Origin of the sequence: Myxococcus sp. RHSTA-1-4 (assembly GCF_020037125.1) — a bacterium.
GTDB lineage: Bacteria > Myxococcota > Myxococcia > Myxococcales > Myxococcaceae > Myxococcus.
Map to the genome: position 1 here is coordinate 107,926 of NZ_JAIQDG010000015.1, position 22,695 is coordinate 130,620.

A 22,695-nucleotide genomic window follows, 5' to 3' on the forward strand; every position below is an offset into this window, starting at 1 on the left:
CAGGGCCATGGCTCCCGCAGCTCAGCAGCGCGACACCGCCCGCTTCGGCAAGTACCGGCTCATCGACCGCATCGCCGTGGGCGGCATGGCGGAGATATTCCTCGCCCACCAGCAGCACGAGGACGGCCGCGAGTCGCCGGTTGTCATCAAGCGCATCCGCCCTCACCTGTCCAAGCACGCGGCCTTCGTGAAGATGTTCCTCAACGAGGCCCGGCTCGCCGCCCAGCTCAACCACCCCAACGTCGTGCAGATTCACGACCTGGGAAAGATTGCCGAGAGCTACTTCATCGCCATGGAGTACGTGGCGGGGCGGGACATGCGCCGCGTGGTGCCCAAGGCGGAGGCGCTCGGGATTCCCTTCCCGCTGGTGTACGCGGTGAAGATTGCCTCCTGCGTCTGCGCGGGGCTGCACCACGCGCACACCAAGGTGGACCTGTACGGAAACCCGCTCAACATCGTCCACCGCGACGTGTCGCCGGAGAACGTCATCGTCGCCTTCGACGGCTCGGTGAAGATTCTCGACTTCGGCATCGCCAAGGCCGCCAACCAGGTGGGCCAGACGCGCACCGGGGAAATCAAGGGCAAGCTCAGCTACATGAGCCCGGAGCAGTGCCTGGGCAAGCCGCTGGACTGCCGCAGCGACATCTTCTCCCTGGGCGCGGTGCTCTACGAGTGGCTCACCGGCTTCAAGCTCTTCACCGGCGAGTCCGAGGTGGCGGTGATGCGCAGCATCACCGAGGGGAAGATCTACGCGCCCTCGTACTTCCGGGAGGACCTGCCGGAGCGGCTCGAGGTCATCCTGATGAAGGCCCTGGAGCGGGACAGGGACAAGCGCTACCAGACGGCCGCGCAGATGCAGAAGGACCTGGACGCCTTCCTGGACGCGTACGACTTCACGCCCACGTCGCTGCACCTGTCCAACTTCCTCAAGCAGCTCTTCGAGGAGGAATTGCAGGCGGAGCAGCGGCGCATGGCGGTGCGTGCCGCGTCCGCGCCCACGTCGGAGGAGGCGCTGGAGCTGTCCGAGGTCGTCGCCGCGCTCGACACCGAGCGGGGCATCCCCGCGCCGCCGCCCGTCGCGCCCCAGGCGGCGCCCCCGGAGGCCACGGCCGGCGAGCGCACCGAGCCGCGCATGGTGGCCGTGCCGCTCAGCCCGGCCGCGTACGATGCGCTGCAGGCGATGGCCCGCCGCAATGACATCTCCCCGGGCCGGCTGGTGGCGGAAATGCTCGAGGCCTGGCTGAAGTACCGCTGACATGCCGCGACTGAAGCTGACGCTCGAATACGAGGGGACGCGCTACGTGGGCTGGCAGGTGCAGCCCAACGGCCCGTCCATCCAGGCGGCGCTGGAGGACGGGCTGGCCCGGCTGCTGGGCGAGCGGGTTTCGGTGGCCTCCGCGGGGCGCACCGATGCGGGCGTCCATGCCACCGGACAGGTGGCCTGCTTCGACACCTCGCGGGTGCTGCCCATGAAGGCGTACCTCATGGGCCTCAACGGCATGCTGCCGGAGGACCTCGCGGTGGTGGACGCGGTGGAGGTTTCGGCGGACTTCGACCCGCGCCGCTGGTCCCGGGGCAAGCGCTACCGGTACCGGCTGAGCAACCGCCGCACGCGCTCGCCGCTGCGCCGGACGACACACTGGGAAGTGTTCGCCCCCCTGGACGTGGACGCCATGCGGCGGGCGGCGGCGCACCTGCTGGGGCGGCATGACTACTCCGCCTTCCGGGCGTCGGACTGCCAGGCGAAGCACGCGGTGCGCGAGGTGCGCCGGCTGGCGGTGGAGGGCGAGGCGGGGGACGCGGTGTCCTTCGTGGTGGAGGGCACGGCGTTCCTGAAGCACATGGTGCGCAACCTGGTGGGGACGCTGGTGGAGGTGGGGAAGGGGCGCAGGCCAGAGGCGTGGGTGGCGGAGGTGCTGGCCTCGCGGGACAGGAAGCGGGCCGGGCCCACCGCGCCCCCACAGGGGCTGGTGCTGGAGGAGGTCTTCTACGGGGAAGGGCCGCCCCCTCGCGCGCCAGGGGGCGCGCCGGACGCGGAGGAGGAAGAGACCTGAAGTGAGGTAGGCTCGCCCGCCGTGAGCTCCAAGACGAGTGCCCTCGAGCCGCTGCGCGTCCGCATCCGCCGCTTCCAGTTCGTCATGGGACTGGGGTTCGTCGCGCTTATCGGAGGCTCGTTCATCGGCGGGTCGCTGCGAATGCGCCTGAGCGTGCGGCTGAGCGCGCTGCCCTTCGAGGTGTTGGCGGTGGTGCTGGATTCGGCAATCGTCAACTTCTGGCTGCTCGCGGCGCTGCCGCTCATCTGTCACGGCGCCGCGCGGGTGGTGGAGCTGCGGCCCTGGTCCACGGCGCTGGGGGCGGCCATGACGGGCTCGGCGTTCCTCCTGGCCATCAGCACCGTCCAGAGCGGACTGGCTGGCCTGTGGCCGGGTGGGCTGCGGCCGGTGCTGAACGTGGTGGCCTTCGTCGTGGGCGTGGTGCTCAGCGCCCGGGCGGTGACGCTGGGCCGGGCCGCGGCGGCGCGGCAGGTCGACAAGGCCCGGGAGAAGGCGCAGGATCGCAAGTCGGAGTACGACGAGTTCCTCCGCGCCGCGGAGGCCGGCGGGGCCCGTCTGGAGCAGCGTGAGGCCGCGGCCCAGTCCCAGGCTTCCGGGCCGGAGTCCTCTCCGAGCGCCCCGGACACGGGCAAGAACACGGCTGCCTGAGCCGGCGAGGTCCGGCTTCGCGTCTCGTCGTACGCCAGGCCCGTCTCACGGGAAGTGGCTTTCGTTCGCTTTCTCGCAGCGCGCCAGCCCCCTGGGCTCGTTCCGATATCCTCCGGCTTCGCGGACGTTCCATGGCTCATCGCTGGACGAGAAGAGAGGAAGCGATGATGCGCCGCTCTCTGGCCTGTCTCGTTGTGCTTGCCGCCGGCTGCGCGAGGAACGCGCGCCCCACGGAGGCGTCGCCCGCCGCGCCGGCCGAGCGGAAGGTCGAGCGGGTCGCCCCCCGCTACGAGCACATCTTCATGTTGCCCGTTGAACGGGCGCTCGCGGAGACCACGAAGCTCCTGCAGGAGAACGGCTGGGTGCTCAAGCCCATGGAGGACCCGAAGTACCTCCTGACCGAGTGGAGGTCGATATCGCCGGAGTGGGCGAGGTCATCCTGGGGGTGGAAGAGCGACGGCGACCATGTGCGCTACCTGGTCGCGGGCGAACCACTGGCCGAGCGGCAGTCCGTGGTGCGCATCTTCCGGATGAGGCGGACCTCCTTCGCCAACGATGCGGAGATTCGGTACGACGGACAGACCGGCGAGCTGATCTGGAAGCACCTGGAGACGCAGCAGCTCGAGCAGAGTCTCCGGCAGAAGGGGCGGCCCGTGACGCTCGCCACCCGGGAGGAGGACACCGCTCCGTGGGTGGAGCTGGAGGGCATGGTGCACGGGGAGCGGGACCTGGAGCTGGAGCACCAGCTCACGCTGCGGCTGGAGTCGCGTCCGTCGCTGGAGACGCTCACCGGCACCCTGCGCCTGACGCGCGATGACACCTTCGCGAGGGACCCGTCCTTCTACCTCAAGCGCTGGCGGCAGGAGGTGCAGGAGCCCTGTGAGCGGAAGGTCTCTGGCTTCCAGCCGCTGCTGCGCCCCGGGTTGATGGTGCTCATCGGCGAGCAGCTCGGCACCTGGGAGGTTCCCACCACCGTGGGGGACATGGCCTGCGAGGCCGCCGGGACGGGGATGGGCGTCACCGTGGGACTCGCCATCTCCCACAAGGAGCAGGAGCGCATCGACCGCTACCTGGCGAGCGCGGGAGCCCCGCCGGACCAGGACGCGCTGCTGAGTGGCGACTTCTGGCGCAAGCTGGAGCAGGACGGACGCGGGAGCCGGGCGGTGATGGACCTCATCGACCGGCTGCGGGCGCTGCGTGCCGCCGGGCGCAAGGTGTCCGTGGTGGCCATCGACACGGACACGAACCATGGCAGCGCACGCGACGCCCGCATGGCGCGCTTCGTGCTCAACGCGCGCTCGGCGCGGCCCAACGACGTCTTCCTCGTGCTCGCCGGCAACGCGCACACGCGGCTGGTGGCCGAGGCCGCGTGGAGCGAGGACTTCGTCCCCATGTCGAAGCACCTGGTGGAGGCGCACCCGGGCCTGAAGGTCCTGGAGGTGGGCTATGCCACGGGCCGGCGGTGGGGCTGCGACCTGGACGCGAAGGGGGAGCTGGAGTGCGACGTCATGGGCATCACCCCGGGCCCGAGGGTGGAGCTGGCGCCGACGGCCCCGGTTCCCGCCGTCCGCATGCTGCCGGAGCTGGATGCCGACGGGGGCTTCCACGGCTTCCTGGACGTGGGGGCGCTGAATGCGTCGCTGCCCGCCATCGCCCTGCGCGGGCACGAGCCGCCCTCGCGCCCCGCCGGGCCTCCCGGGAAGCCGGGTCCGGGCCCGGCGCAGGTGGTGTTCAAGATTGCCACCCCGGACTCCGGCCGGCCTCCTGGGACGCGGGGACCTCCGGACTCCGCGGGGGACACGCCGTCTGGGAAGGAGTCGGAGCCCCCGGCAGCCCCGGCGCCGCCCTGAGCCCGGGGCCGGTTCCGCTCAGGCGCTGGCGGTTCCCAAGGCGGCGGGGGCCTCTTCCTGCGAGGGCGTGTGGCTCTCGGCGGCGTCCGTCTGGGCGATGCGCTCGTCCAGCTCCGCCGCGAGCCGCTCGAAGGCTTCCTTCTTGCGGAACTCGACGGGGAAGGCCGCCTCGAGGGCATGCACCGCGCCCAGTGTCAGCCCCGCCACCAGGGCCCACCTGGGGCCCGCGCTACGGGTAGCAGGCCGCCTGGCGCAGGGCGGTGTCCTCGGGCAGGCCGAGGGCCACGTTGAAGTTCTGCACGGCCTGGCCGGCCATGCCCTTCACCAGGTTGTCCAGCGCGGCCATGACGGCCACCGAGCGGCCCTTGGTGGCGACGGAGATGTCACAGAAGTTGCTGCCCGCCACCGCGGCGATGCGCGGCGTGCCCTCGACGATGCGGACGAACTTCGAGCCCTCGTAGTAGCGGCGGTACTTCTCCGTCAGCGACGCCGTCACCACCGCGCCGCCGTGCTCCGGCCACTCGAACTGCACGGTGGCGAAGATGCCGCGCACCATGGGCGCCGAGTGCGGCACGAAGGCCAGCCGGTGCCGCTGCGCGCCGTGCGCCACCAGCATGACCTCCACCTCGGCCTCGTGCTGGTGCTCCAGCGGCTTGTACGCCCGGAAGTCATGCGCGCGCGTGGGGTGGTGCGTGCCCTCGCCCGGCAGCGAGCCGGAGCCGGACGAGCCCGTCACGCCCGTCACCGCCAGCAGCCCCAGCCCCGGCGTGGAGGCGATGGGCAAGAGCGCGAGCTGCACCGCGGTGGCGAAGCACCCCGGGTTGGCGATGCGCTTCGCCTTCGCGACGGCGTCGCGCTTCCACTCGGTGAGGCCGTAGGTGAAGGTGCCCAGCAGCTCCGGGGAGGGGTGGGGCCGGCCGTAGGCGCCCGCGTAGCGGCCCGGGTGGTCCAGCCGGAAGTCGGAGGACAGGTCCACCAGCAGCATGCGCTCGGCGATGCCGGCCTCCGCCCACTTCTTCTCCAGGCTGGAGAATTGCGCGGCCAGCTCGCCGTGCCCCAGCGCGCTGAACACCACCGGCTGCTCCGAGTCCGCCAGCCAGCGCCAGTCCGGCTCCGCCTCGAAGCGGCCCTCCACCAGCCCGCGCAGGTGCGGGTGCACCTTGTGGATGGGCGCGCCCGCGTGGTGCCGTGACACCACGCGGATGTTCCCCACGGCCGGGTGGCCGGAGAGGATGCGCAGCAGCTCGCCTCCGCCGAAACCGGAGGCTCCCAGGATGTAGATGTTCGCCCGCGTCATGACTTCCTCCCCGCGCCCAGCTTGGGCGCGAGCTTCTCCAGGATGAGCCCACCCAGCGCCGCCGCGTTCGCGCGCGCGTTGCGGGCGGGAATCCCCACCACCTGCTCCACGAAGCGCACGCCCACCGCGTTGTCCGTGGCCGGCCCGGCCACCATGTCCACGTCGATGCCGTACGCCTCTCTCAGGTGCCGCACGCCGCCGGACGCGCCCACCGGGTCGTTCGCGCACAGCACCCACGCGCCCGCCAGCGCCTTCAGCTCCGGGTCCGCCAGGATGCCCTGCACCCCGTACTCGCCCATGATGCCGTCACCCGTCTCCGCGACGATGACGTCCACGTTCTCCGCCGCCAGCTCGGAGAACAGCACCCGCGCCACGGTCGCGCCCGTGCGGGAGCCCGTGCAGACGACGCCCGCGTCCGTGAAGTCCATCACCACGTCCGCGCCGGCGTCCTGCATGGCCAGCGTGTCCCGCATCAGCGACACGCCCGTCAGCTTCGCCCCGCCCACGCGGTAGCCCGCCTGCGCCAGCTTGCGCACCATGGCGCTGGCCGCGAACGTCTTTCCCGCGTTCATGCAGGTGCCCACCACGTAGACCACCGGGCACTTCACCGGAATGGGCTGGCCCTTCAGCGAGCCCGAGCTGATGTGCGCCGGCTGCCCGGTGCGCGACATCAGCTCCGGGAACTCCAGCACCTGGCCCAGCACCTCCGCCTCGAAGGGCTGGCCCACGCCCGGGTTGTGGGACGTGCACTTGCCGATGACGCCGCCCATGTTCAGCACGTGCAGGCGCTCGCCCACGGACACGGACTCCGGCACCACGCCCTCGTAGCCGTGCAGCGCGTTGCGGTGCCCCAGGGCGCCCACGACGATGTCGCCCGCGTGCAGCGTGACGAGCCGCCCGTGCGGGTCCTCGAGCTGGTTGTAGACGCTCTTCTCCCCGTGGATGCGCACGGCCACCACCGCGCCCTCCTCGGCCTTCACCTCATCCGCCAGGTGCACCGTGCGGCCCAGGCCGAGGTTGCGCGTGACGCTGCCCACCTTGTCGACGAAGACCTTCATTTCAACCTCCCTTGGCCCGGTGCGAGAGCATCTGCGCCACGCCGTACAGCTTGGCGAAACCCGCCGCTTCTGAACCCGTCCACAGCACGTTGGCTTCTCCGTACGTCGCCACCTTGGCGTCCATCAGCGAGTGTGGCGAGCGCACGCCCTCCACCACCAGCGTCCGCGGGTGAAGCACCAGCCGCACGTCACCCGTCACCCGCTCCTGCGACGAGGTGAGGAACGCCTCCAGGTCCTTCACCAGCGGGTCGAAGAAGTGGCCCTCGTGCAGCAGCGAGCCGTAGAGGTTGCCCACCGTCTCCTTCCAGAATAGCTGCTTGCCGGACAGCACCAGCTTCTCCAGCTCGCGGTGCGAGGTGACGAGCAGGTGAGCGGCCGGCGCCTCGAAGCCCACCCGGCCCTTGATGCCGAGAATCGTGTCGCCCAGGTGCACGCCCCGGCCGATGCCGTACGTGCGCCCCACCGCGTTGAGCGTCTCCACCAGCTTCACGGGGCCCATGGCCTCGCCGTCCAGCGCGGACGGGACGCCCTGCGTGAAGGACACCGTCAGCGTGCGGGGCTTCAGGTCGGTGGGAATCTCCCCGCCGGGGAAGGCCGCCTCGGGCAGCGCGCTCCACGAGTCCAGCGTCTCGCGGCCGCCCACCGAGGTGCCCCACATGCCCTCGTTGACGGAGTAGGAGCCCAGCTTCGGAGGCATGTGGATGCCGCGCTCGGCCAGGAAGGACAGCTCCTGCTGCCGGCTCAGGCCCAGCGTGCGGATGGGCGTCAGCAACTCCAGGTCCGGCGCCAGCGAGCGGAAGGCCACGTCGAAGCGCACCTGGTCGTTGCCCGCGCCGGTGCTGCCGTGGGCAATCGCCTGGACGCCCAGCTCGCGCGCCACGCGCACCACCTCCACCGCCTGGCAGGCCCGCTCCGCGGAGACGCTCAGGGGGTAGACCTGCCCACGCAGCACGTTGCCGGCGATGAGGTAGCGCAGGTAGCCCTGGAAGAGGGTGTCGCGCGCGTCCACCGTCTTGTGCGCCACCGCGCCCAGCTTCACCGACAGCGCCTCGATGTTCGCGAGCTGCTCGGCCGGGAAGCCGCCGGTGTCCACCGTGACGGTCGTCACGGCGTAGCCCTGCTCGCGCAGGTAGACGGTGCAGAAAGCGGTATCGAGTCCGCCGGAGAAGGCCAGCACCACGTTCTTCTTGTTGCTCATGTCGTCACTCCTCACGGGGAAGGGGTTCACAGCGACCACACGCGCTCGGCGGCGGAGGCCATCGAGCGGTGCGTCTCATCGAGCCAGGCGCGCGCGGCGGCCAGCTCCTCCCGGGCCTGGGGCAGGCCCAGGTTGCCGGCGCCACCCAGGTGGGTGGCCGTCAGTGCGCCGCGGTCCGGGCGGAAGGTGCCGTCCGCGATTTCGCGGCCCACCTGCCGGTACGCGTCGCGGAAGGGCAGCCCCTGGGCCACCAGCGCGTAGGCATGGTGGGCGGCATACAGCGTGTCGTCGCTGGCGCGCGCCGCCGCGTCCGCCTGAATCTGGAGCGCGGGCACCAGCCGGGCGAGCACCACCAGCAGCTCCTTCATGGAGGACAGCGCCGCCAGGGTGGGGCGCTTCAGGAGCTGGAAGTCGCGGTGGTAGCTGGAGGGCAGGCCGCCGGCCACCGCCTCCACCTGGTGCGCGAGGCCCCGCAGCTCGCGGCACCGGCCGCGCGCCAGCTCCACCACGTCCGGGTTCTTCTTCTGCGGCATGATGGACGAGCCGGTGGTGAACGCGTCCGGCAGCTTCAGGAAGCCGAACTCGTCCATGCTGTAGAGCTGCACGTCCCACAGCCACTTCTCCAGCGTGCCCGCCACCGAGCACGACCACCCCAGCACCGCCGCCTCGTGCCGGCCCCGGCCGTTCTGCACGTCGATGGGGCTGCGCTGCACCCGGCTGAAGCCGAGCAGCTTCGCCACGTACTCGCGGTCGATGGGCAGCGGCACGCCGAAGCCCGCCGCCGCGCCCAGCGGGCACCTGTCCAGCCGGGCCCACACGCCGCGCAGCGCCTCCAGCTCCTCCAGCAGCCCCTCCGCGAAGGCCATGCCCCACAGGCCGAAGGTGGACGGCATGGCCCGCCGCAGGTGGGTGTAGCCGGGCAGCGCCACGTCCGCGTGCGCCTGCGCGAAGTCCAGGAACGTCCCGGCCAGCTCCACCGCGCGCGCGCCCAGCGACAGCACCTCCTCGCGCAAGAGCAGGCGCACGGCGAGCTGCACCTGGTCATTGCGCGAGCGCGCCAGATGGATGCGCTTGCCCGGCTCGCCCACGCGCTCCACCAGCGCCGCCTCCAGCGCGGTGTGCCCGTCCTCCTGTTCGGGGCGGATGGTGAAGGCGCCGGCGCGTGCCTCGTCGTGCAGCACCTTCAGCGCGGACACCAGCGCCCGCGCCTCCTCGGCGCGCAGCAGGCCCACGTGCGCCAGCATCCGCGCGTGCGCGGCGCTGCCGAGCGCGTCATGCGGCGCCAGCGCCAGGTCCACCACCGGGTCGTCGCCCACCGTGAAACGGTGGATGACGGCGTCCAGCGGCGCGCCCTTGCCCCACAGGGTGTCAGCCACGGGCCACCTCCTCGAAGTAGCCGCGCACCAGGCGCGTGTAGAAGGCGGCGCCGGCTTCCAGCTCCGCCCGGGTGAGGTACTCGTCCGCCTGATGGCTGCGCAGGGTGTCGCCGGGGCCCACCTTCACCGCCGGAAGGTCGCCCAGGAAGGCCCAGTCGGACGTGGTGCTGGAGCCCACCGGCTGCGCGCCCGCGGCGGCGATCGCCGCGCGGACGACGGGCTGGTTCGACGCCGTCGCCTTCGGCAGGTAGCGCGCGGAGTGCACGTGCACCTCGCTCTTCAGCGCCCCGGCCACCTGCTTCGCCACCTCCGCGTGGTTCATGGCCGGCGTGGTGCGCAGGTCCACGAAGAACTCGCACTTGTCGGGCACCTGGTTTCGCGCCAGGCCGCCGGAAATCTGCGTCACCTGCGCCCGCGCCTCGCCCAGCAGCGGGTGGGACGGGAAGCGCAGCTCCGCCAGCACGGAGATGTCCACCGCCGCCATGTGGATGGCGTTCACCGAGGCATTGGTGTGCGCATGCGCCACGTGCCCGCTCTTCCCGTGCGCCGTGCAGCGCAAGAGCAGCATGCCCCGCTGCGCGGTGCAGGGCTTGAGGCTCGTGGGCTCACCCACGATGGCCGCGTCCAGCGGGCCCAGCTCGGACAGCATCGTTCCCAGTCCCTGGCCTCCCGTCTCTTCCTCGGCGGTGAAGGCGAAGACGACCTCGCCTCCGGTGGGGGCTCCTTCCTTCAAGAGGGACTGCGCGGCGAGGAGCATCCCCGTCACGCAGCCCTTGGCGTCGTTGCTGCCCAGGCCGTACAGCCGGTCCTCCCGCCACTCGGGCGCGTGGGGCTCGTACGTCCACCCGGCGCACGGCTTCACCGTGTCCAGGTGCGAGTTGACGAGCAGCCGGCGCGGCCCGCTCCCCACGGAGAACCACACGTTGTGGCCCTTCCGCTGGACGCGCGCGCCCCAGCCCTCGGCCCACCCGGACACGGTGTCCGCGATGCGGCCCTCGTCACCCGAAACGCTGGGGATGGCCACCAGCGCCTGGAGCAGCTCCGTCGCCTTCATCCCACGGCCCCGGACGGCTTCGGCGCGGCCTCGCGCACCACCATGGTGCCGCTGCCCTCGTTGGTGAAGACCTCCTCCAGGAGCGCGTTGGGCGCCACGCCGCTGACGAGGTGCACGCTGCCCACTCCGCCCACCAGCGCGTGGCGGATGGCGTGCGCCTTGGGCCGCATGCCGCCGGAGATGACCCCGGTGTTCTCCATGGTGGCCAGGTCCGTCAGGTTCGCCAGCGTCACGAGCGACGTCGGGTCGTTCACGTCCTTCAGCAGGCCCGGCACCTGGACGAGGAAGAAGAGCTTCTCGGCCGACAGCGCCACCGCGAGCGCCGCCGCCACCGTGTCCGCGTTGGTGTTGTACACGGCGCCGTCCACGCCGCCCGACAGGGGCGCCACCACCGGCACGTAGTCCGCCGAGCGCAGGTGCTCCACCACGCGCGTGTCCACCGACTCGATGTCACCCACGAGGCCGTAGTCGACGAGCTTCCCCTCGGTGGAGCCGGGCTCGGTCACCATGACGGGGGGCCGCTTGCGCGCCTTGATGAGGCCCGCGTCCACGCCGCTCAGGCCCACCGCGGGCACGCCCGCCGCCTGGAGGTCCGCGAGCAGGTCCGTGTGCAGCTTGCCGGCGAGCACCATCTTCGCCGCGTCCAGAACCGGCGCGGAGGTGACACGGCGGCCCGCCACCTTCTCCACCGGCAGGTGGAGGGCGTCACAGAGGGTGTCCAGCTCCGGGCCGCCGCCGTGAACGACGATGGGGCGGATGGAGAAGGTCCACAGCAGGGCAATCTGCTCGCACGCGGAGCGGCGCAGCTTCGGCTCGCTCAGCATGGCACCGCCGAGCTTCACGACGAACGTCTTGCGGCGGAACTGCTGCACGTAGCGCGCGGCGTGGCGGAGCGCGGCGTAGGGATCGGGCGACAGGGGCACGTGGCACCTCTAGAAAAGGGGGAAGGGGAGGGAAGGTCAGCGCGAGTGCGAGCGCATCCAGTGAAGGAGCGCGCGCTGGACGTGGTAGCGGTTGCCCGCCTCGTCCACGACGCGGCTGCTCGGGTGGTCCAGCACCTCGTCGGCCACCTCCACGTTGCGGCGAACCGGCAGGCAGTGGAGGAAGGCCGCGTCCTTGGCGGCGCGGGACATGGTGCGCAGCGTGGGCATCCACCCGGAGTAGGAGGCCAGCAGCGCGGTGACGTCGTTCGGAGAGAACGCCGCCGCGGCCGTCGGGCCCCACGACTTGGCGTACACCGCGCGGCTGCCGGCGAGCGCCTCGTCCTGGTCATGGGTGTAGGTGATGCTGCCGCCGGTGGCCTTCGCGTACGCCTCCGCCTCCGCCCGCACGGCGGGGTGCAGCTCGAAGCCGGGAGGGTGCGCCACGCGCACCTCGCAGCCGGCGGCGGCGGCGCTCAGGAGGAAGGAGTTGGGCACGGCCTTGGGCAGCGGCTTGATGTGCGGCGCCCAGGTGAGCGTCACCGGCAGCTTCTTCGTGGAGCCGAACGTCTCGCGCAGGGTGAGCACGTCCGCCAGGCCCTGGCAGGGGTGCTCGCGCGCGGACTCCATGCTGACCACCGGCACGGTGGCCCACTTGCGGAAGGCGTTGATGACGGGGTCGAGCTCGTCCTCCTCGTCGCCGCCGCCCTGCGAGAAGGTCCGCACGCCCAGCATGTCCACGAAGCGCGACAGGACGGGCGCCGCCTCCTTGAGGTGCTCGGCCCGGTCCGCGTTCATCACCGCGCCCTCGCGGTGCTCCAGCTTCCACACGCCCGCGCCCACGTCGAGGATGATGGCGTTGCCACCCCCGCGCAGCATGACGGCCTCGAACGAGGTGCGCGTGCGCAGCGAAGGGTTGAAGAACACCATCCCCAGGATGGTGCCCGGGAACAGCGGCTGCCCCGGCGCCTGCTGCTTCCACGCGGCCGCCTGCGCGAGCACCGCCTCGACGCCCTCGGGGCCGAGGTCCTTGATGTGGGTGACGTGCTTCATGGGCCTGTGCTCCAACCGGCAGCGGGCCGGATGCATGGGTTGATGAATATGCACGAAAATTCGTGCATTTTCAAAAGAGGCGCGGATATTATGCAGAAAGACGCAGCGCGCAAGCCTCTTATTGCGGAAATTTTTATGCAGGCGCTTGCGTGCATATTCACGCAAATGCATGGTGCCCGGAATGAACCTGGACGAGACCATCCTGCGGCTCATCACCGAGCGGGAGATCAGTGATCAGGCGGTACTTCAGGAGCTGCTGGAGGCGCAGGGGGAGGCGCCGAGTCAGTCCACGCTGTCGCGCCGGCTGAAGAAGCTGGGCGTGCAGAAGGTGGGGGGGCGCTACCAGCGCGTGGAGACGCCGCCGCCGGTGGCGCCCGCGCGGCCCTGGCTGAGGATCATCGAGGCGCCTCCCAGCCTGCTCGTGCTGAAGACGGCGCCCGGCTACGCGCAGGTGTTCGCGCTGGCGCTGGACCGCGAGCCGGACGTGCCCGGCCTGGCCGGCACCGTGGCGGGGGATGACACCATCTTCGTCGCGGTGACGGACCCCTCCCGCCTGCGCGAGGTGCGCGAGGTGGTGGAGGAGCTGATGTCGCGGGGGACGTGAGGGCTCCGGGGCTCTTGCGCTTTGCCCCGGGTGGGGACAACCTTTCAGGGTGGGCGCTGGCTGGGTGCCCTCACACGTCAGGCCCCGGTGCTATCTCCGCACGCATGGAACTGGAGACGGGCGGCGGGGAGTATGGGCGGAGCATGGAACGGAAGAGGGCCACCTACGCGGAGCTGGAGGCGCTTCCCGACAACATGGTCGGGGAGATTGTCGACGGGGTGCTGTACGCAAGCCCGCGGCCCGCGGGGCCCCATGCGATGACGTACTCCCGTCTGGGCGCCGAGCTGACGGGGCCGTTCACCCGGGGGCGGGGCGGGCCTGGAGGCTGGCTCATCTACGACGAGCCGGAGCTTCATCTGGCGGAGGACGTGCTGGTCCCGGACGTCGCGGGCTGGCGCCGCGAGCGGATGCCGGAGCCCTACCGCACCGCGTTCACCACGCTCGCTCCCGACTGGCTCTGCGAGATTCTCTCGCCCTCCACCAAGACGCTGGACCGGAAGGCGAAGCTGCCGGTGTACGCCCGCGAGGGCGTGCGGCACGTCTGGCTGATGGACCCCGAGGCGCGCACGCTGGAGGTCTTCCGGTTGGAGGGTGAGCGCTACACCCTGCTCGCCAGCCACATCGGAAATACGCCTGTCCGCGCCGAGCCCTTCGAGGCCATCGAGCTGGACCTGCCCTTCCTCTGGGGCGAGGTGTAGTCCGCATGCCCCGCTCGGACTGACCGGGGCCTTGCGTTTCGCGTCCTTCGAGACCAACTGGAGGTCTTCCGGTTACAAGCCGGTTACACCCCTCGCCGGCCTCCATTCGTACTGTCCTCAGCGTGCCCCACCGGGCACCGCCGTACGAAAGGACGCACGATGAAACCGGCCCTCAAGCTCCCCGTCATTCTCGGCTCCGCCGCGGTGCTCGCGGTCTCCGCGCTCCTGCTGGGCAAGCCCGCTCCCGGCACGCCTCCGCCGCGCCCGGTGCCTCCGCCCACCGTCGTGGCGGCGCCCACGCCTCCCGTCAAGCCGGACGTGGCCCCCGTGGCGAAGCCCGAGGGCAACCAGCCCATCATCCAGATTGCCGTGCTCCTGGACACCAGCGGCAGCATGGACGGCCTGCTGGACCAGGCGCGCACGCAGCTCTGGAACATCGTCAACCGCTTCTCCCACGCGAGGCGCAACGGCGTGGCGCCGCAGCTCCAGCTCGCCCTGTACGCGTACGGCAACACCGACGCGGGCGCCAACCGGAGCGAAATCCGCCAGGTGGTGCCCTTCACCACGGACCTGGACCTCATCTCCGAGCACCTCTTCTCGCTGCGGACGTCCGGCGGTGACGAGCACTGCGGCGAGGTCATCCGCGACGCCACCACGCAGCTCGCCTGGAGCCGGGACCCGGAGGCCATGAAGCTCATCTTCATCGCCGGCAACGAGCCCTTCACCCAGGGGCCCGTGGACTTCACGGACGCGGTGAGGGCGGCCCGCGACCGCGGCATCACCGTCAATACCCTCCACTGTGGCGGCTACGAGGAGGGCATCTCCGGGAAGTGGAAGGACGCGGCGGTGCTCGCGGACGGCAGCTACCTGAACATCGACCAGAACCAGCGCGTGGTGGAGCTCGCCGCGCCGCAGGACGAGGAGATTGCCCGGCTGGGCGCGGAGCTGAACAAGACCTACGTGGCCTACGGCGCCAGCGGCCGCGAGGCCCAGGTGCGCCAGGCGGCGCAGGACCGCAACTCGCTCGGCGTGTCCATCTCCAACATGGTGTCGCGCTCCGTGGCCAAGTCGTCCGGCTACTACTCCAACGAGAGCTGGGACCTGGTGGACGCGGTGAAGAAGAACCAGGTGGACCTGGGCTCGGTCCGTGCCGAGGACCTCCCGGAGCCCATGCGCGGGCTGGATGCCGCCGGCCGCAAGGCGTGGCTGGAGGCCCGGGAGCAGGAGCGGGCGGGCATCCAGCAGCGCATCCAGGCGCTCAACGCCGAGCGCCAGAAGTTCCTCGCCGAGGCCCGCAAGCAGCAGGCCGAGCAGGGGACGGACACGCTGGAGGGCGCCATCGGCCAGGTCGTCCAGCGCGAGGCGAAGAAGCGCCACCTCACGCTGGAGTAGGATGCCGCCATGGCCGCGCGCCGAGTGCTCGTCGTGGAGGATGACCCCGCCATCCGGCGCGGAATCGTGGATGCCCTGCGCTTCGAGGGTTATGAGGTCCTCGAAGCGGGGGCGCGCGAGGAGGGGCAGCGGCTGGCCGAGCGCACCCCGTGCGACCTGGTGCTGCTGGACCTGGTCCTTCCCGACGGTGACGGGTTGGAGCTGCTCCGGGCGGTGCGCAAGAGCCGCCCCACGCTCCCGGTCATCATCCTCACCGCCCGGGGCCAGGAGGAGGACCGCGTCACGGGCCTGAAGCTCGGCGCGGATGACTACGTGGTGAAACCCTTCTCGGTGCGCGAGCTGCTGGCCCGGGCGGGGGCGGTGCTGCGCCGCTCGGCCGAGCGCCCCACCGGCGTGGCCCGCATCGACTTCCCGGGTGGCCACTTCGAGGTGGAGCGGCGCGAGCTGAGCTTCGAGGACGGCACCCGGGTGGACCTCTCCGAGCGCGAGGCGGACGCGCTGCGCTACCTGGGTGACAACGCCGGGCGCGCCATCTCCCGCGAAGAGCTGCTGGAGCGGGTGTGGCACCTGCCCGCCCGGGGCGTGCAGACGCGCACGGTGGACATGACCATGGCGCGCCTGCGCGAGAAGCTTCGCGACGACTCGGAGGAACCCCGCGTCATCCTCACGGTGCGGGGCAAGGGGTACATGTTCGCGGCGCGGGGCCACGCGCCGTGATTCGCTCCTGGCGCATCTGGATTGCGGTGAGCGCGTGCCTGTGTCTCGCGCTTGCGGGCGTGGTGTGGCTGTCCGCCTTCGCGCTCCGGCTGGACCGCGCGGACCGGCAGGCCCGGCAGAGCGCGGCGCTCGAGGAGAACGCGCGACTGGCGCTGTGGCGGCTGGACTCGGACCTGCTGCCGCTGGTTGCGCGGGAGAGCGCGGTGGCCGCGGCGGCGTATGCCCCCATCTCTCCCGCGCGGGGCGTGCTCGACTCGCGAGGCCGCCCCGTGGAGCAGGGCACGGCCTTCCTGGCCTCGCCGCTGCTGTCCGGGCTGCCGGAGCACGTGCTGCTCCACTTCCAGCTCGCCCCGGACGGGACGGTGTCGTCGCCGCAGGTGGTGGAGCCGGGGCTGCGCGAGTCCGTGGGCGCGGCGCTGCCCGCGTCCGAGGTGGCGAGGCTGGAGGGACGGCTGCGCGAGCTGCGCGGGCTCCTTCGCGGGGTGGACCTCCCACAGGCCCTCGCGGAGCGGCCGCTCCAGGTCCGCCGCGCCGAGGCCGAGTCCCCGCGCAGGTCCAACCTGGACGACCTCACGCAGGTGGCGAAGAACGTGAGCGAGTACAGCGCCCGCTCCCGGAGCGCCAGCCAGGCCCTCCGCCAGACCCCGAGCCTGTCCGGCTCGAATGCCTATGTGGACGTGACGCCTCAGGAGCCCGCGCTTCCCTCCCAGCAGGAGGCAGACGCGATGCAGGCGCTCTGGGTGGGAGACTCGCTGCTGCTGGGCCGGCGCGTGCGGCTGGAGGGCGTGGAGTACATCCAGGGCTGCTGGCTGGACTGGCCGGGGCTGCGCGCGTGGTTGCTCGGGCAGATTCGGGACCTGTTGCCCTCGGCGGTGCTGGAGCCGGTGCGGGGGCGCGAGGCGCACGGCGATGGCCGGATGCTGGCGGCGCTGCCGGTGCGGCTGGTGCCGGGGCAGGCGCCGGAGGGGGGCTACGGCACGGCCTCCGTCTCCTCGCTGCCCGTGGTGCTGATGGTGGCGTGGAGCGGCGTGCTGCTGGCGGGCGTGGCGGTGGTGGCGCTGCTGGTGGGCGTGGTGGCGCTCAGCGAGAGAAGGGGCGCCTTCGTCTCCGCGGTGACGCACGAGCTGCGCACGCCGCTGACCACGTTCCGCATGTACACGGAGATGCTGGCGGCGGGCATGGTGCCGGACGAGGGCCGGCGCCAGGAGTACTTCGACATCCTCCACCGCGAGGCGGAGCGGCTGAGCCACCTGGTGGAGAACGTGCTCGCCTATGCCCGCATCGAGCGGGGCCGCGCCCCCGCGCGGCTGGAGCGTGTGCAGGTGCGCGCCATGGTGGAGCGGATGGAGGCGCGGCTGGCGGAGCGCGCGGCGCAGGCGGGCATGGAGTTGTGCGTGGACGTGCCCGCGGGCGTGGCGGTGCTGACGGACCCCTCCGCCGTGGAGCAGGTGCTCTTCAACCTGGTGGACAACGCGTCCAAGTACGCGGCCCCGGCGGAGGACCGGCGCATCCACGTGGAGGTGGAGCAGCGCCGGGGCCAGGTGGGGGTGGTGGTGAGGGACCACGGGCCCGGCGTGGACGCCGCGACGGCGAGGCGGCTGTTCGAGCCGTTCTCCAAGTCCGTGCAGACGGCGGCGAAGACGGCCCCCGGCGTGGGGCTGGGGCTGGCGCTGTGCCGGCGGCTCGCGCGGAGCATGCGCGCGGACCTGCGCCACGCGCGCGTGCCCGAGGGCGGAGCACGGTTCATCCTCTGGCTTCCGGCCGCCTGAGCCCCGCGGGAGCGCGCTTCGAGCGCGTCCCGCGAGCCTCGGGCCAGCGTCAGCGAGGGGCGAGCAGTCCGCCCCGCCGCGCCTCACTGCACGGTGAAGACGTAGTTCTGCCCGTAGCGCGAGTCGTACGCCTCGCAGTTCTTGCGGTCGATGTTGGAGAACCACATCTCCAGCGTCGCGGGCCCCTGCGGCAGCGGGATGAAGGCGGGGACCTGCTTCCAGAACTCCAGGTTCCACTCGCCCCAGCTGACCGTGAGAGGCAGCGAGGTCACCGGACCTCCGTTGAAGCGGTAGTTCACGTAGACGCCCCAGGCCTTGTAGTTCATGTAGTAGGCACGGCACTGGCCCAGCCGGTCGATGTCGTAGTCCACCATGAGCGTGGTGCCGCCCTGGAGCGTGCCGAAGAGCGAGTGCGTCCAGCCCTCGTTGAAGGTCAGCGTCGGGTCCTGCCAGACCTGGGTGTGGAAGTTCCAGCCGACGTTGGAGTCCCAGGCGGAGCAGCCGTTGGAGTCCGTCTCCTGGAACCACACCTCGAGGTCTCCTCCGGTGGTCAGGTCCAGCAGCACCTCCGCCGAGGTCCCCACCGTGGAGGCGTCCGCGACGGGGAAGCTCTGCACCGGGCCATGGTTGGTCATCGCGTAGCCGGTGATGGCCCACGAGGCGCCCCGGCACTGGGGCAGGCGGGACAGGTCATAGACGATGCGCAGCGGGCCGCCCACGAGCGGCTGGCCCGTGAGTGTGACGCTCCAGTTCGCTCCGAACGTCCAGGCCGGAGGACCGGAGAGGGTGGCCTGCGGCTCCGCGAAGACGGTGGAGGAGGTGAGGCACAGCAACGGGAGGAGGGCGGACATCAGCAGCTTCTTCATGGAGGCTCCGTCGCACGCGGAAGGAGTGTCGGGGGTGTCGCGTTGGCGTGCGGGTGCCCGTGTACCAGTGCGGGGGGAGGCTGGCGCCCGTTGGTGCGCGAGGCGGTCCATTCCACCCCTGGGGGATGTGCGGCGCTGTGGGAGTCCAGACCGTGGGGCAGGGAGGTGTTTTCCCGGTGGGGGGTACCCGCTCCCCTTTCTCAAGAAAATCCGGCGAAGCCGTAGGTCAGGAGAGGGCGCCGAAACGGATTCGGGTCGGCGGCGTACCTCAATGTCCTGGAGGGCACCATGAGTGTGTCGGAGCTGACAGTGCTGCTGGATGGCGCGCGCAAGGGGGACCGGGGCGCGCGCGATGCGCTGATGGCGGTGGCCTACCAGGAACTCCGGCAGCTCGCCGGTCCGGCCATGTGTGTCGAGGCCTCGTACAGCACCCTACAGCCCACGGAATGGGTGAACGAGGCGTGGACGCGGCTGTCCAGCAGCGGGGTGGCGTTCGAGAACCGGCGTCACTTCTTCGGCGCGGCGGCCCAGGCCATGCGCCGGGTGCTGGTGGACCGTGCGCGCGTGCGCCGGGCGCAGAAGCGCGACGTGGGGCAGGAGCGGCTGAGCCTCAGTGACGTGGAGGTGGCGGAGCCATCCGGCATGGACGTCGAGGTGCTGGAGCTGGAGCGGGCGCTGTCGGAGCTGGAGGCCTTCCAGCCGCGCCTGGCCCGCATGCTGGAGCTCCGCTACTTCGCGGGCCTGGGCCTCCACGAGATGGCCGCCGCGCTGGGCGTGTCGCCCGCCACCGTGAAGCGCGACTGGACCTATGCGCGCATGTGGCTGCGAGAGCGCCTGGGCAACTGAGCGCGGAGCGCGGGAGCGCCGGCCGGGCTACCGGGTCCGCATGGGACGCTGGAGCTGGTAGCTGCCGGCCATGGGCTGCTGGAGCTGATAGGTGCCGTAGAGCGGCTGCTGGAGCTGGTAGCTGCCGGCCATGGGCTGCTGGAGCTGATAGGTGCCGTAGAGCGGCTGCTCGAGCTGGTAGGTGCCGTAGAGCGGCTGTTCGAGCGCGTATTCCCCCGCCATCGGCTGCTCGAGCGCGTATTCCCCGGCCATGGGTTGCCGCCACTCGTAGCTCCACTCGGGGGAGGCGTCCGTTTCGAACTGCTGGCCCTCCTGGGTGTACACGGGTGGCTCGAAGCCGGTGCCCTCCTGCTGTGCCTGGGCGCCCCCGAGCACGCCCAGACACGAGGCCACCGCCGCCAGCATGTTCAGTCGCATGGGCCCTCCTTCCGCGACGTCATCGCGGCTCGGGACTCAAGGTAGCCATCTCCGGGCGCGTCCGGCGGGGCCATGCGGACGGCGGACCGGACAGGCGATGCCCGGTCCGCCGGCACCGGGTCACCGCATGAGCAGCCGGCGCACCAGCGGCAGCGGCAGGCTGCCCTGGGCCACGAAGGCGTCGTGGAACTGCTTCAGGCTCGCGTCCTTCGAGGCCGTGTACTCGTGGGCCAGCTTCTGAATCTCCAGCTTGCCGAACGTGTAATAGAGGTACGTGGGGTTGTACGTGCCGCGGCGGGCCTCCTCGAAGGCGTTGGCCGGCTGCTGGAAGCACCGCTCGCGGAAGAGGCGGGCGCCGTCCTCCACCGTCCACCCCGCGGTGTGGAGCTTGATGCCGGTGACGTAGCGGCAGTCACGCAGCAGGGCCTCGGAGAGCTGGGCCAGGCGCAGCTTCGGGTCTCCATTGCGATAACCCTGGTCGAGCATCATCTGCTCCGCGTAGTGCGCCCAGCCCTCCGCGTTGCTGCTCACGCTCACCAGCTTGCGCACCTTCGTGGGGAAGCGCGGCGCGTAGAGGAACTGGAGGTAGTGGCCGGGCCAGACCTCGTGGACGTTGATGAGGTCCACCACCGGCTTGTTGTACAGGCGCAGGTGCTCCTCCTTGTGCTGCGCCGTCCACTCGGGCTCCACCGGGGTGACGTAATAGAAGGCCTCGGTGGCCTTCGCCTCGTACGGGCCCGGCGTGTCCATGGAGGCGAAGCTGCCCGAGCGCGCGTAGGGCGGCGTCTCCTCCACGCGCGGGCGAACCTCGGAGGGAATGGTGACCAGGTCCTTCTCCACCAGGAACCGGCGCACGCCCTCCACCGAGCGGCGCACGGACGGAATCAGGTCCTCCGCGGTGGGGTGGTCCTTCTCCAGCGTGGCCATCACCTGGGCCGGCGTGAGCGTCGGGTCGATGCGCTTCGCGGTGGCGACGAACGCCTGGTAGTCCCTCTCCAGATTGGCCTCGCCGCGCGCGAGCAGCTCCGGCAGCGGCAGGGCAATCATCTCCTCGTAGCGGAGCTTGGTGAGGAAGCGCTCCTCGCCCAGCGCATACGTTCCATTGGAGCGGGGCAGCAGCTCCTTCTCCAGCCATTGCGCGAAGTCCTTCGCCGCCGCCACGGCCTGGGCGTTCGCCCCGGTGAACTCGGCCAGCAGCGCGGTGTCGCCTCCGGCCGCGTCCTTCGCCCACTGCGTCACCGAGCCCTCGAAGAAGCCCACCGAGCCCTTCGCCATCCGGAGGGCCAGGACGGTGAACTCCCGGGGAGGGTTCTTCACGTTGGCCTTGCCCGCGGCGAAGACGGCGGGCACCGCCTTCAGGCGGGAGATGACCGAGCGCAGCCGCTCCGCCTTCGGGGCGAAGTCGCGCTTCATCAGCCCGTCCACGGCGCCGCCGGGAAGGCCGGCGTAGGACATGGGGTTGCGCTCCCAGGTCCGCACCACGCTCAGGTCGAAGTGCTCGGCGAGGAGCTGGTGCTCCAGCGCCTCGGCGTCGATGGCTTCGTCGAAGGACAGCGAGGCGCGGTCCACCGCGCGCACGCGGGCCAGCAGCGCCTCCAGCTCGCGGATGCGCGCCTCGATGCGCGGGCGGCTGAGGTCGTCCAGCCGGCCGTCATGGGCGTGCAGGCCGTACGCGGTGGCGTTGGAAGGGGAGAAGTCGAAGGCCGCCTCGAACACGGCATCCACCACCTCCGGGAACTTCTCCGGCTTCTCGGCGGTGGCGGCCTGGGACGTCTCGGTGGGCGTGGGGGAGGGGACCTGCCGGGCACAGGCGAGCAGGCCACAACAGGCGGCGAACAGCAGCCGGCGGACGGACGGGAAGGAGGGGGAGGCTCCGGTCATGTCGCCGTTCTACCAGCGGCAGGCGTCTCGCGCGCCAAGGCGGGCAGTGCGTCGGGGCGGTCCCACAGGGGGAAGTGGCTGCAGCCGTCCACCGTCACCACGCTCAGCTCGGGCCCCGCGCGCCGGGCGCTCTCCAGCATGGAATGGGTATCCAGCACCCGGTCCTTCCCGGGGACGAGCACCGTGGCGTTCGAGAGGTTCTTGAAGAGGGACGTGTCGCGCCCCTTCATCCAGTCATCAATCCCTCTCAGGTTGGACACCATGGTGGCGACGCGCTTGGGATTGAACGGGAAGGCCATGATGAGCTCGCGCTTGCGCGCGTTCTCCAGCGGGCCCCAGACGCGCAGGTTGCGCGGGTTGATGGGCTGCCGGCGCCACAGGGGGATGAAGAATGACAGGAGCCAGAGCTGGACGGCCGTCATGCTCGTGTAGGGGCGCGCCTGGGGAAGCACGGGTGCCTCCAGCACCACCTCCACCTGCCTGAAGAGGTCGGGCCGCATCGACGCGGCCTCCAGGATGACGGCGCCCCCTCGCGAGTGGCCGTGGACGCGGATGCTCCCGGTCCTCGGCAGGTGCTCCAGGGCCTGGAGCAGCACGGCGGCGTCATAGGGGATGGTGCCTTCCGGCTCCGCCGGCGCCTTCACCCAGGGGGCGGACCGGAATCGCGGGTTGGAGATGGGCAGGTGGTAGTCGCAGCTCGTCAGCAGGATGAGCTGGATGTCCGGGTCGCTGTAGTGGTGCGTGAAGTAGCGCATGTCGGCCACGAAGCCGTGCATGCAGATGACGGTGGCGCGCGGGTTGTCGCAGCGGCGCTCCGCGATGGCCGCCTTGCCGACCGGGTAGACGTCCCCGTCGAAGGGCTCGCTCTTGCTCGGCTCGCACTCCCGGTGCAGCAACCACTGCCGCAGGGCGAGCACCAGGATGATGGTGCCGGCGAGCACTCCGATGGCCAGGTACATGCTTCCTCCGCGGGGGCGGGGGCAGGGTGGGATTGCCA

At 71.3% G+C, this 22,695-nt stretch carries 22 protein-coding genes; 10 read left to right on the plus strand and 12 right to left on the minus strand.

Translation table 11 applies throughout. The features are described from left to right. Nucleotides 1–7 precede the first annotated feature (7 nt). The 4 genes from K8638_RS21065 (at nucleotide 8) to K8638_RS21080 (ending at nucleotide 4,552) form a co-directional block, all read left to right on the plus strand. On the plus strand, nucleotides 8–1,255 hold the full coding sequence (locus K8638_RS21065; protein WP_223756361.1) for a serine/threonine-protein kinase: 1,248 nt from the start codon (nucleotides 8–10) through the stop codon (nucleotides 1,253–1,255). A 1-nt stretch (nucleotide 1,256) separates the two neighbouring features. Further along, complete coding sequence (truA, locus tag K8638_RS21070) at nucleotides 1,257–2,054, plus strand: tRNA pseudouridine(38-40) synthase TruA (RefSeq protein ID WP_223756362.1); 798 nt, start codon at nucleotides 1,257–1,259, stop codon at nucleotides 2,052–2,054. 21 nt (nucleotides 2,055–2,075) lie between these two features. Continuing rightward, complete coding sequence (locus K8638_RS21075) at nucleotides 2,076–2,702, plus strand: hypothetical protein (protein WP_223756363.1); 627 nt, start codon at nucleotides 2,076–2,078, stop codon at nucleotides 2,700–2,702. A 164-nt stretch (nucleotides 2,703–2,866) separates the two neighbouring features. Beyond that, nucleotides 2,867–4,552, plus strand: a complete 1,686-nt coding sequence (locus tag K8638_RS21080; RefSeq protein WP_223756364.1) for a hypothetical protein — start codon at nucleotides 2,867–2,869, stop codon at nucleotides 4,550–4,552. 18 nt (nucleotides 4,553–4,570) lie between these two features. On the opposite strand, the gene K8638_RS21085 is transcribed toward K8638_RS21080, so the two are convergent. Genes K8638_RS21085 through K8638_RS21120 form a run of 8 tightly spaced genes read right to left on the minus strand, consistent with a single transcriptional unit; the run spans nucleotide 4,571 to nucleotide 12,508 of the window. Beyond that, the gene (locus K8638_RS21085) at nucleotides 4,571–4,759 is read right to left on the minus strand and encodes a hypothetical protein (protein ID WP_223756365.1); all 189 of its coding nucleotides are present in this window, start codon (nucleotides 4,757–4,759) and stop codon (nucleotides 4,571–4,573) included. Between the two features lie 22 nt (nucleotides 4,760–4,781). Beyond that, complete coding sequence (gene argC / locus K8638_RS21090) at nucleotides 4,782–5,849, minus strand: N-acetyl-gamma-glutamyl-phosphate reductase (protein ID WP_223756366.1); 1,068 nt, start codon at nucleotides 5,847–5,849, stop codon at nucleotides 4,782–4,784. Next, the gene (locus K8638_RS21095) at nucleotides 5,846–6,907 is read right to left on the minus strand and encodes a hypothetical protein (protein ID WP_223756367.1); all 1,062 of its coding nucleotides are present in this window, start codon (nucleotides 6,905–6,907) and stop codon (nucleotides 5,846–5,848) included. The genes argC and K8638_RS21095 overlap by 4 nt, the downstream gene beginning before the upstream one ends. 1 nt (nucleotide 6,908) lies before the next feature. Then, nucleotides 6,909–8,105 (minus strand): argininosuccinate synthase, encoded by a 1,197-nt coding sequence (gene argG, locus K8638_RS21100; protein WP_223756368.1) that lies wholly within the window; start codon nucleotides 8,103–8,105, stop codon nucleotides 6,909–6,911. Between the two features lie 26 nt (nucleotides 8,106–8,131). Next, a complete protein-coding gene (gene argH, locus K8638_RS21105) occupies nucleotides 8,132–9,481 on the minus strand; it encodes an argininosuccinate lyase (protein ID WP_223756369.1) in 1,350 nt (449 codons plus the stop codon). Beyond that, on the minus strand, nucleotides 9,474–10,535 hold the full coding sequence (locus K8638_RS21110) for a M20/M25/M40 family metallo-hydrolase (protein WP_223756370.1): 1,062 nt from the start codon (nucleotides 10,533–10,535) through the stop codon (nucleotides 9,474–9,476). Before K8638_RS21110 ends, argH begins: the two co-directional genes overlap by 8 nt. Continuing rightward, the gene (gene argB, locus K8638_RS21115; protein WP_223756371.1) at nucleotides 10,532–11,458 is read right to left on the minus strand and encodes an acetylglutamate kinase; all 927 of its coding nucleotides are present in this window, start codon (nucleotides 11,456–11,458) and stop codon (nucleotides 10,532–10,534) included. Before argB ends, K8638_RS21110 begins: the two co-directional genes overlap by 4 nt. A gap of 36 nt (nucleotides 11,459–11,494) precedes the next feature. Continuing rightward, nucleotides 11,495–12,508: an N-acetylornithine carbamoyltransferase gene (locus K8638_RS21120; RefSeq protein ID WP_255662845.1), complete on the minus strand. Its 1,014-nt coding sequence runs from the start codon at nucleotides 12,506–12,508 to the stop codon at nucleotides 11,495–11,497. 169 nt (nucleotides 12,509–12,677) lie between these two features. On the opposite strand from K8638_RS21120, the gene K8638_RS21125 reads away from it, so the two are divergent. From K8638_RS21125 to K8638_RS21145, 5 genes are all read left to right on the plus strand, one after another. Further along, on the plus strand, nucleotides 12,678–13,112 hold the full coding sequence (locus K8638_RS21125; protein ID WP_370644064.1) for an arginine repressor: 435 nt from the start codon (nucleotides 12,678–12,680) through the stop codon (nucleotides 13,110–13,112). 143 nt (nucleotides 13,113–13,255) lie between these two features. Next, nucleotides 13,256–13,810 (plus strand): Uma2 family endonuclease, encoded by a 555-nt coding sequence (locus tag K8638_RS21130; RefSeq protein WP_223756374.1) that lies wholly within the window; start codon nucleotides 13,256–13,258, stop codon nucleotides 13,808–13,810. A 159-nt stretch (nucleotides 13,811–13,969) separates the two neighbouring features. Beyond that, nucleotides 13,970–15,202 carry a VWA domain-containing protein gene (locus tag K8638_RS21135; protein WP_223756375.1) on the plus strand — a complete coding sequence of 411 codons (1,233 nt, stop codon included), beginning with the start codon at nucleotides 13,970–13,972 and terminating at the stop codon, nucleotides 15,200–15,202. 9 nt (nucleotides 15,203–15,211) lie between these two features. Next, nucleotides 15,212–15,919, plus strand: a complete 708-nt coding sequence (locus K8638_RS21140) for a response regulator transcription factor (protein WP_223756376.1) — start codon at nucleotides 15,212–15,214, stop codon at nucleotides 15,917–15,919. Then, entirely contained in the window at nucleotides 15,916–17,688 is a 1,773-nt protein-coding gene (locus K8638_RS21145; RefSeq protein WP_223756377.1) for a HAMP domain-containing sensor histidine kinase, read from the plus strand. Before K8638_RS21140 ends, K8638_RS21145 begins: the two co-directional genes overlap by 4 nt. Before the next feature lie 83 nt (nucleotides 17,689–17,771). On the opposite strand, the gene K8638_RS21150 is transcribed toward K8638_RS21145, so the two are convergent. Next, nucleotides 17,772–18,554: a DUF6209 family protein gene (locus tag K8638_RS21150; RefSeq protein WP_223756378.1), complete on the minus strand. Its 783-nt coding sequence runs from the start codon at nucleotides 18,552–18,554 to the stop codon at nucleotides 17,772–17,774. A gap of 288 nt (nucleotides 18,555–18,842) precedes the next feature. Between K8638_RS21150 and K8638_RS21155 the strand changes: the two genes are divergently transcribed. Beyond that, nucleotides 18,843–19,400: a sigma-70 family RNA polymerase sigma factor gene (locus K8638_RS21155; protein WP_223756379.1), complete on the plus strand. Its 558-nt coding sequence runs from the start codon at nucleotides 18,843–18,845 to the stop codon at nucleotides 19,398–19,400. Between the two features lie 27 nt (nucleotides 19,401–19,427). On the opposite strand, the gene K8638_RS21160 is transcribed toward K8638_RS21155, so the two are convergent. The 3 genes from K8638_RS21160 to K8638_RS21170 all read right to left on the minus strand — a co-directional run bounded on the left by K8638_RS21160 (nucleotide 19,428) and on the right by K8638_RS21170 (nucleotide 22,657). Further along, complete coding sequence (locus K8638_RS21160; protein ID WP_223756380.1) at nucleotides 19,428–19,817, minus strand: hypothetical protein; 390 nt, start codon at nucleotides 19,815–19,817, stop codon at nucleotides 19,428–19,430. Nucleotides 19,818–19,937: 120 nt separating this feature from the next. After that, nucleotides 19,938–21,698 (minus strand): DUF885 domain-containing protein, encoded by a 1,761-nt coding sequence (locus K8638_RS21165; protein ID WP_223756381.1) that lies wholly within the window; start codon nucleotides 21,696–21,698, stop codon nucleotides 19,938–19,940. Further along, a complete protein-coding gene (locus K8638_RS21170) occupies nucleotides 21,695–22,657 on the minus strand; it encodes an alpha/beta hydrolase (RefSeq protein WP_223756382.1) in 963 nt (320 codons plus the stop codon). Before K8638_RS21170 ends, K8638_RS21165 begins: the two co-directional genes overlap by 4 nt. Nucleotides 22,658–22,695: the final 38 nt, after the last annotated feature.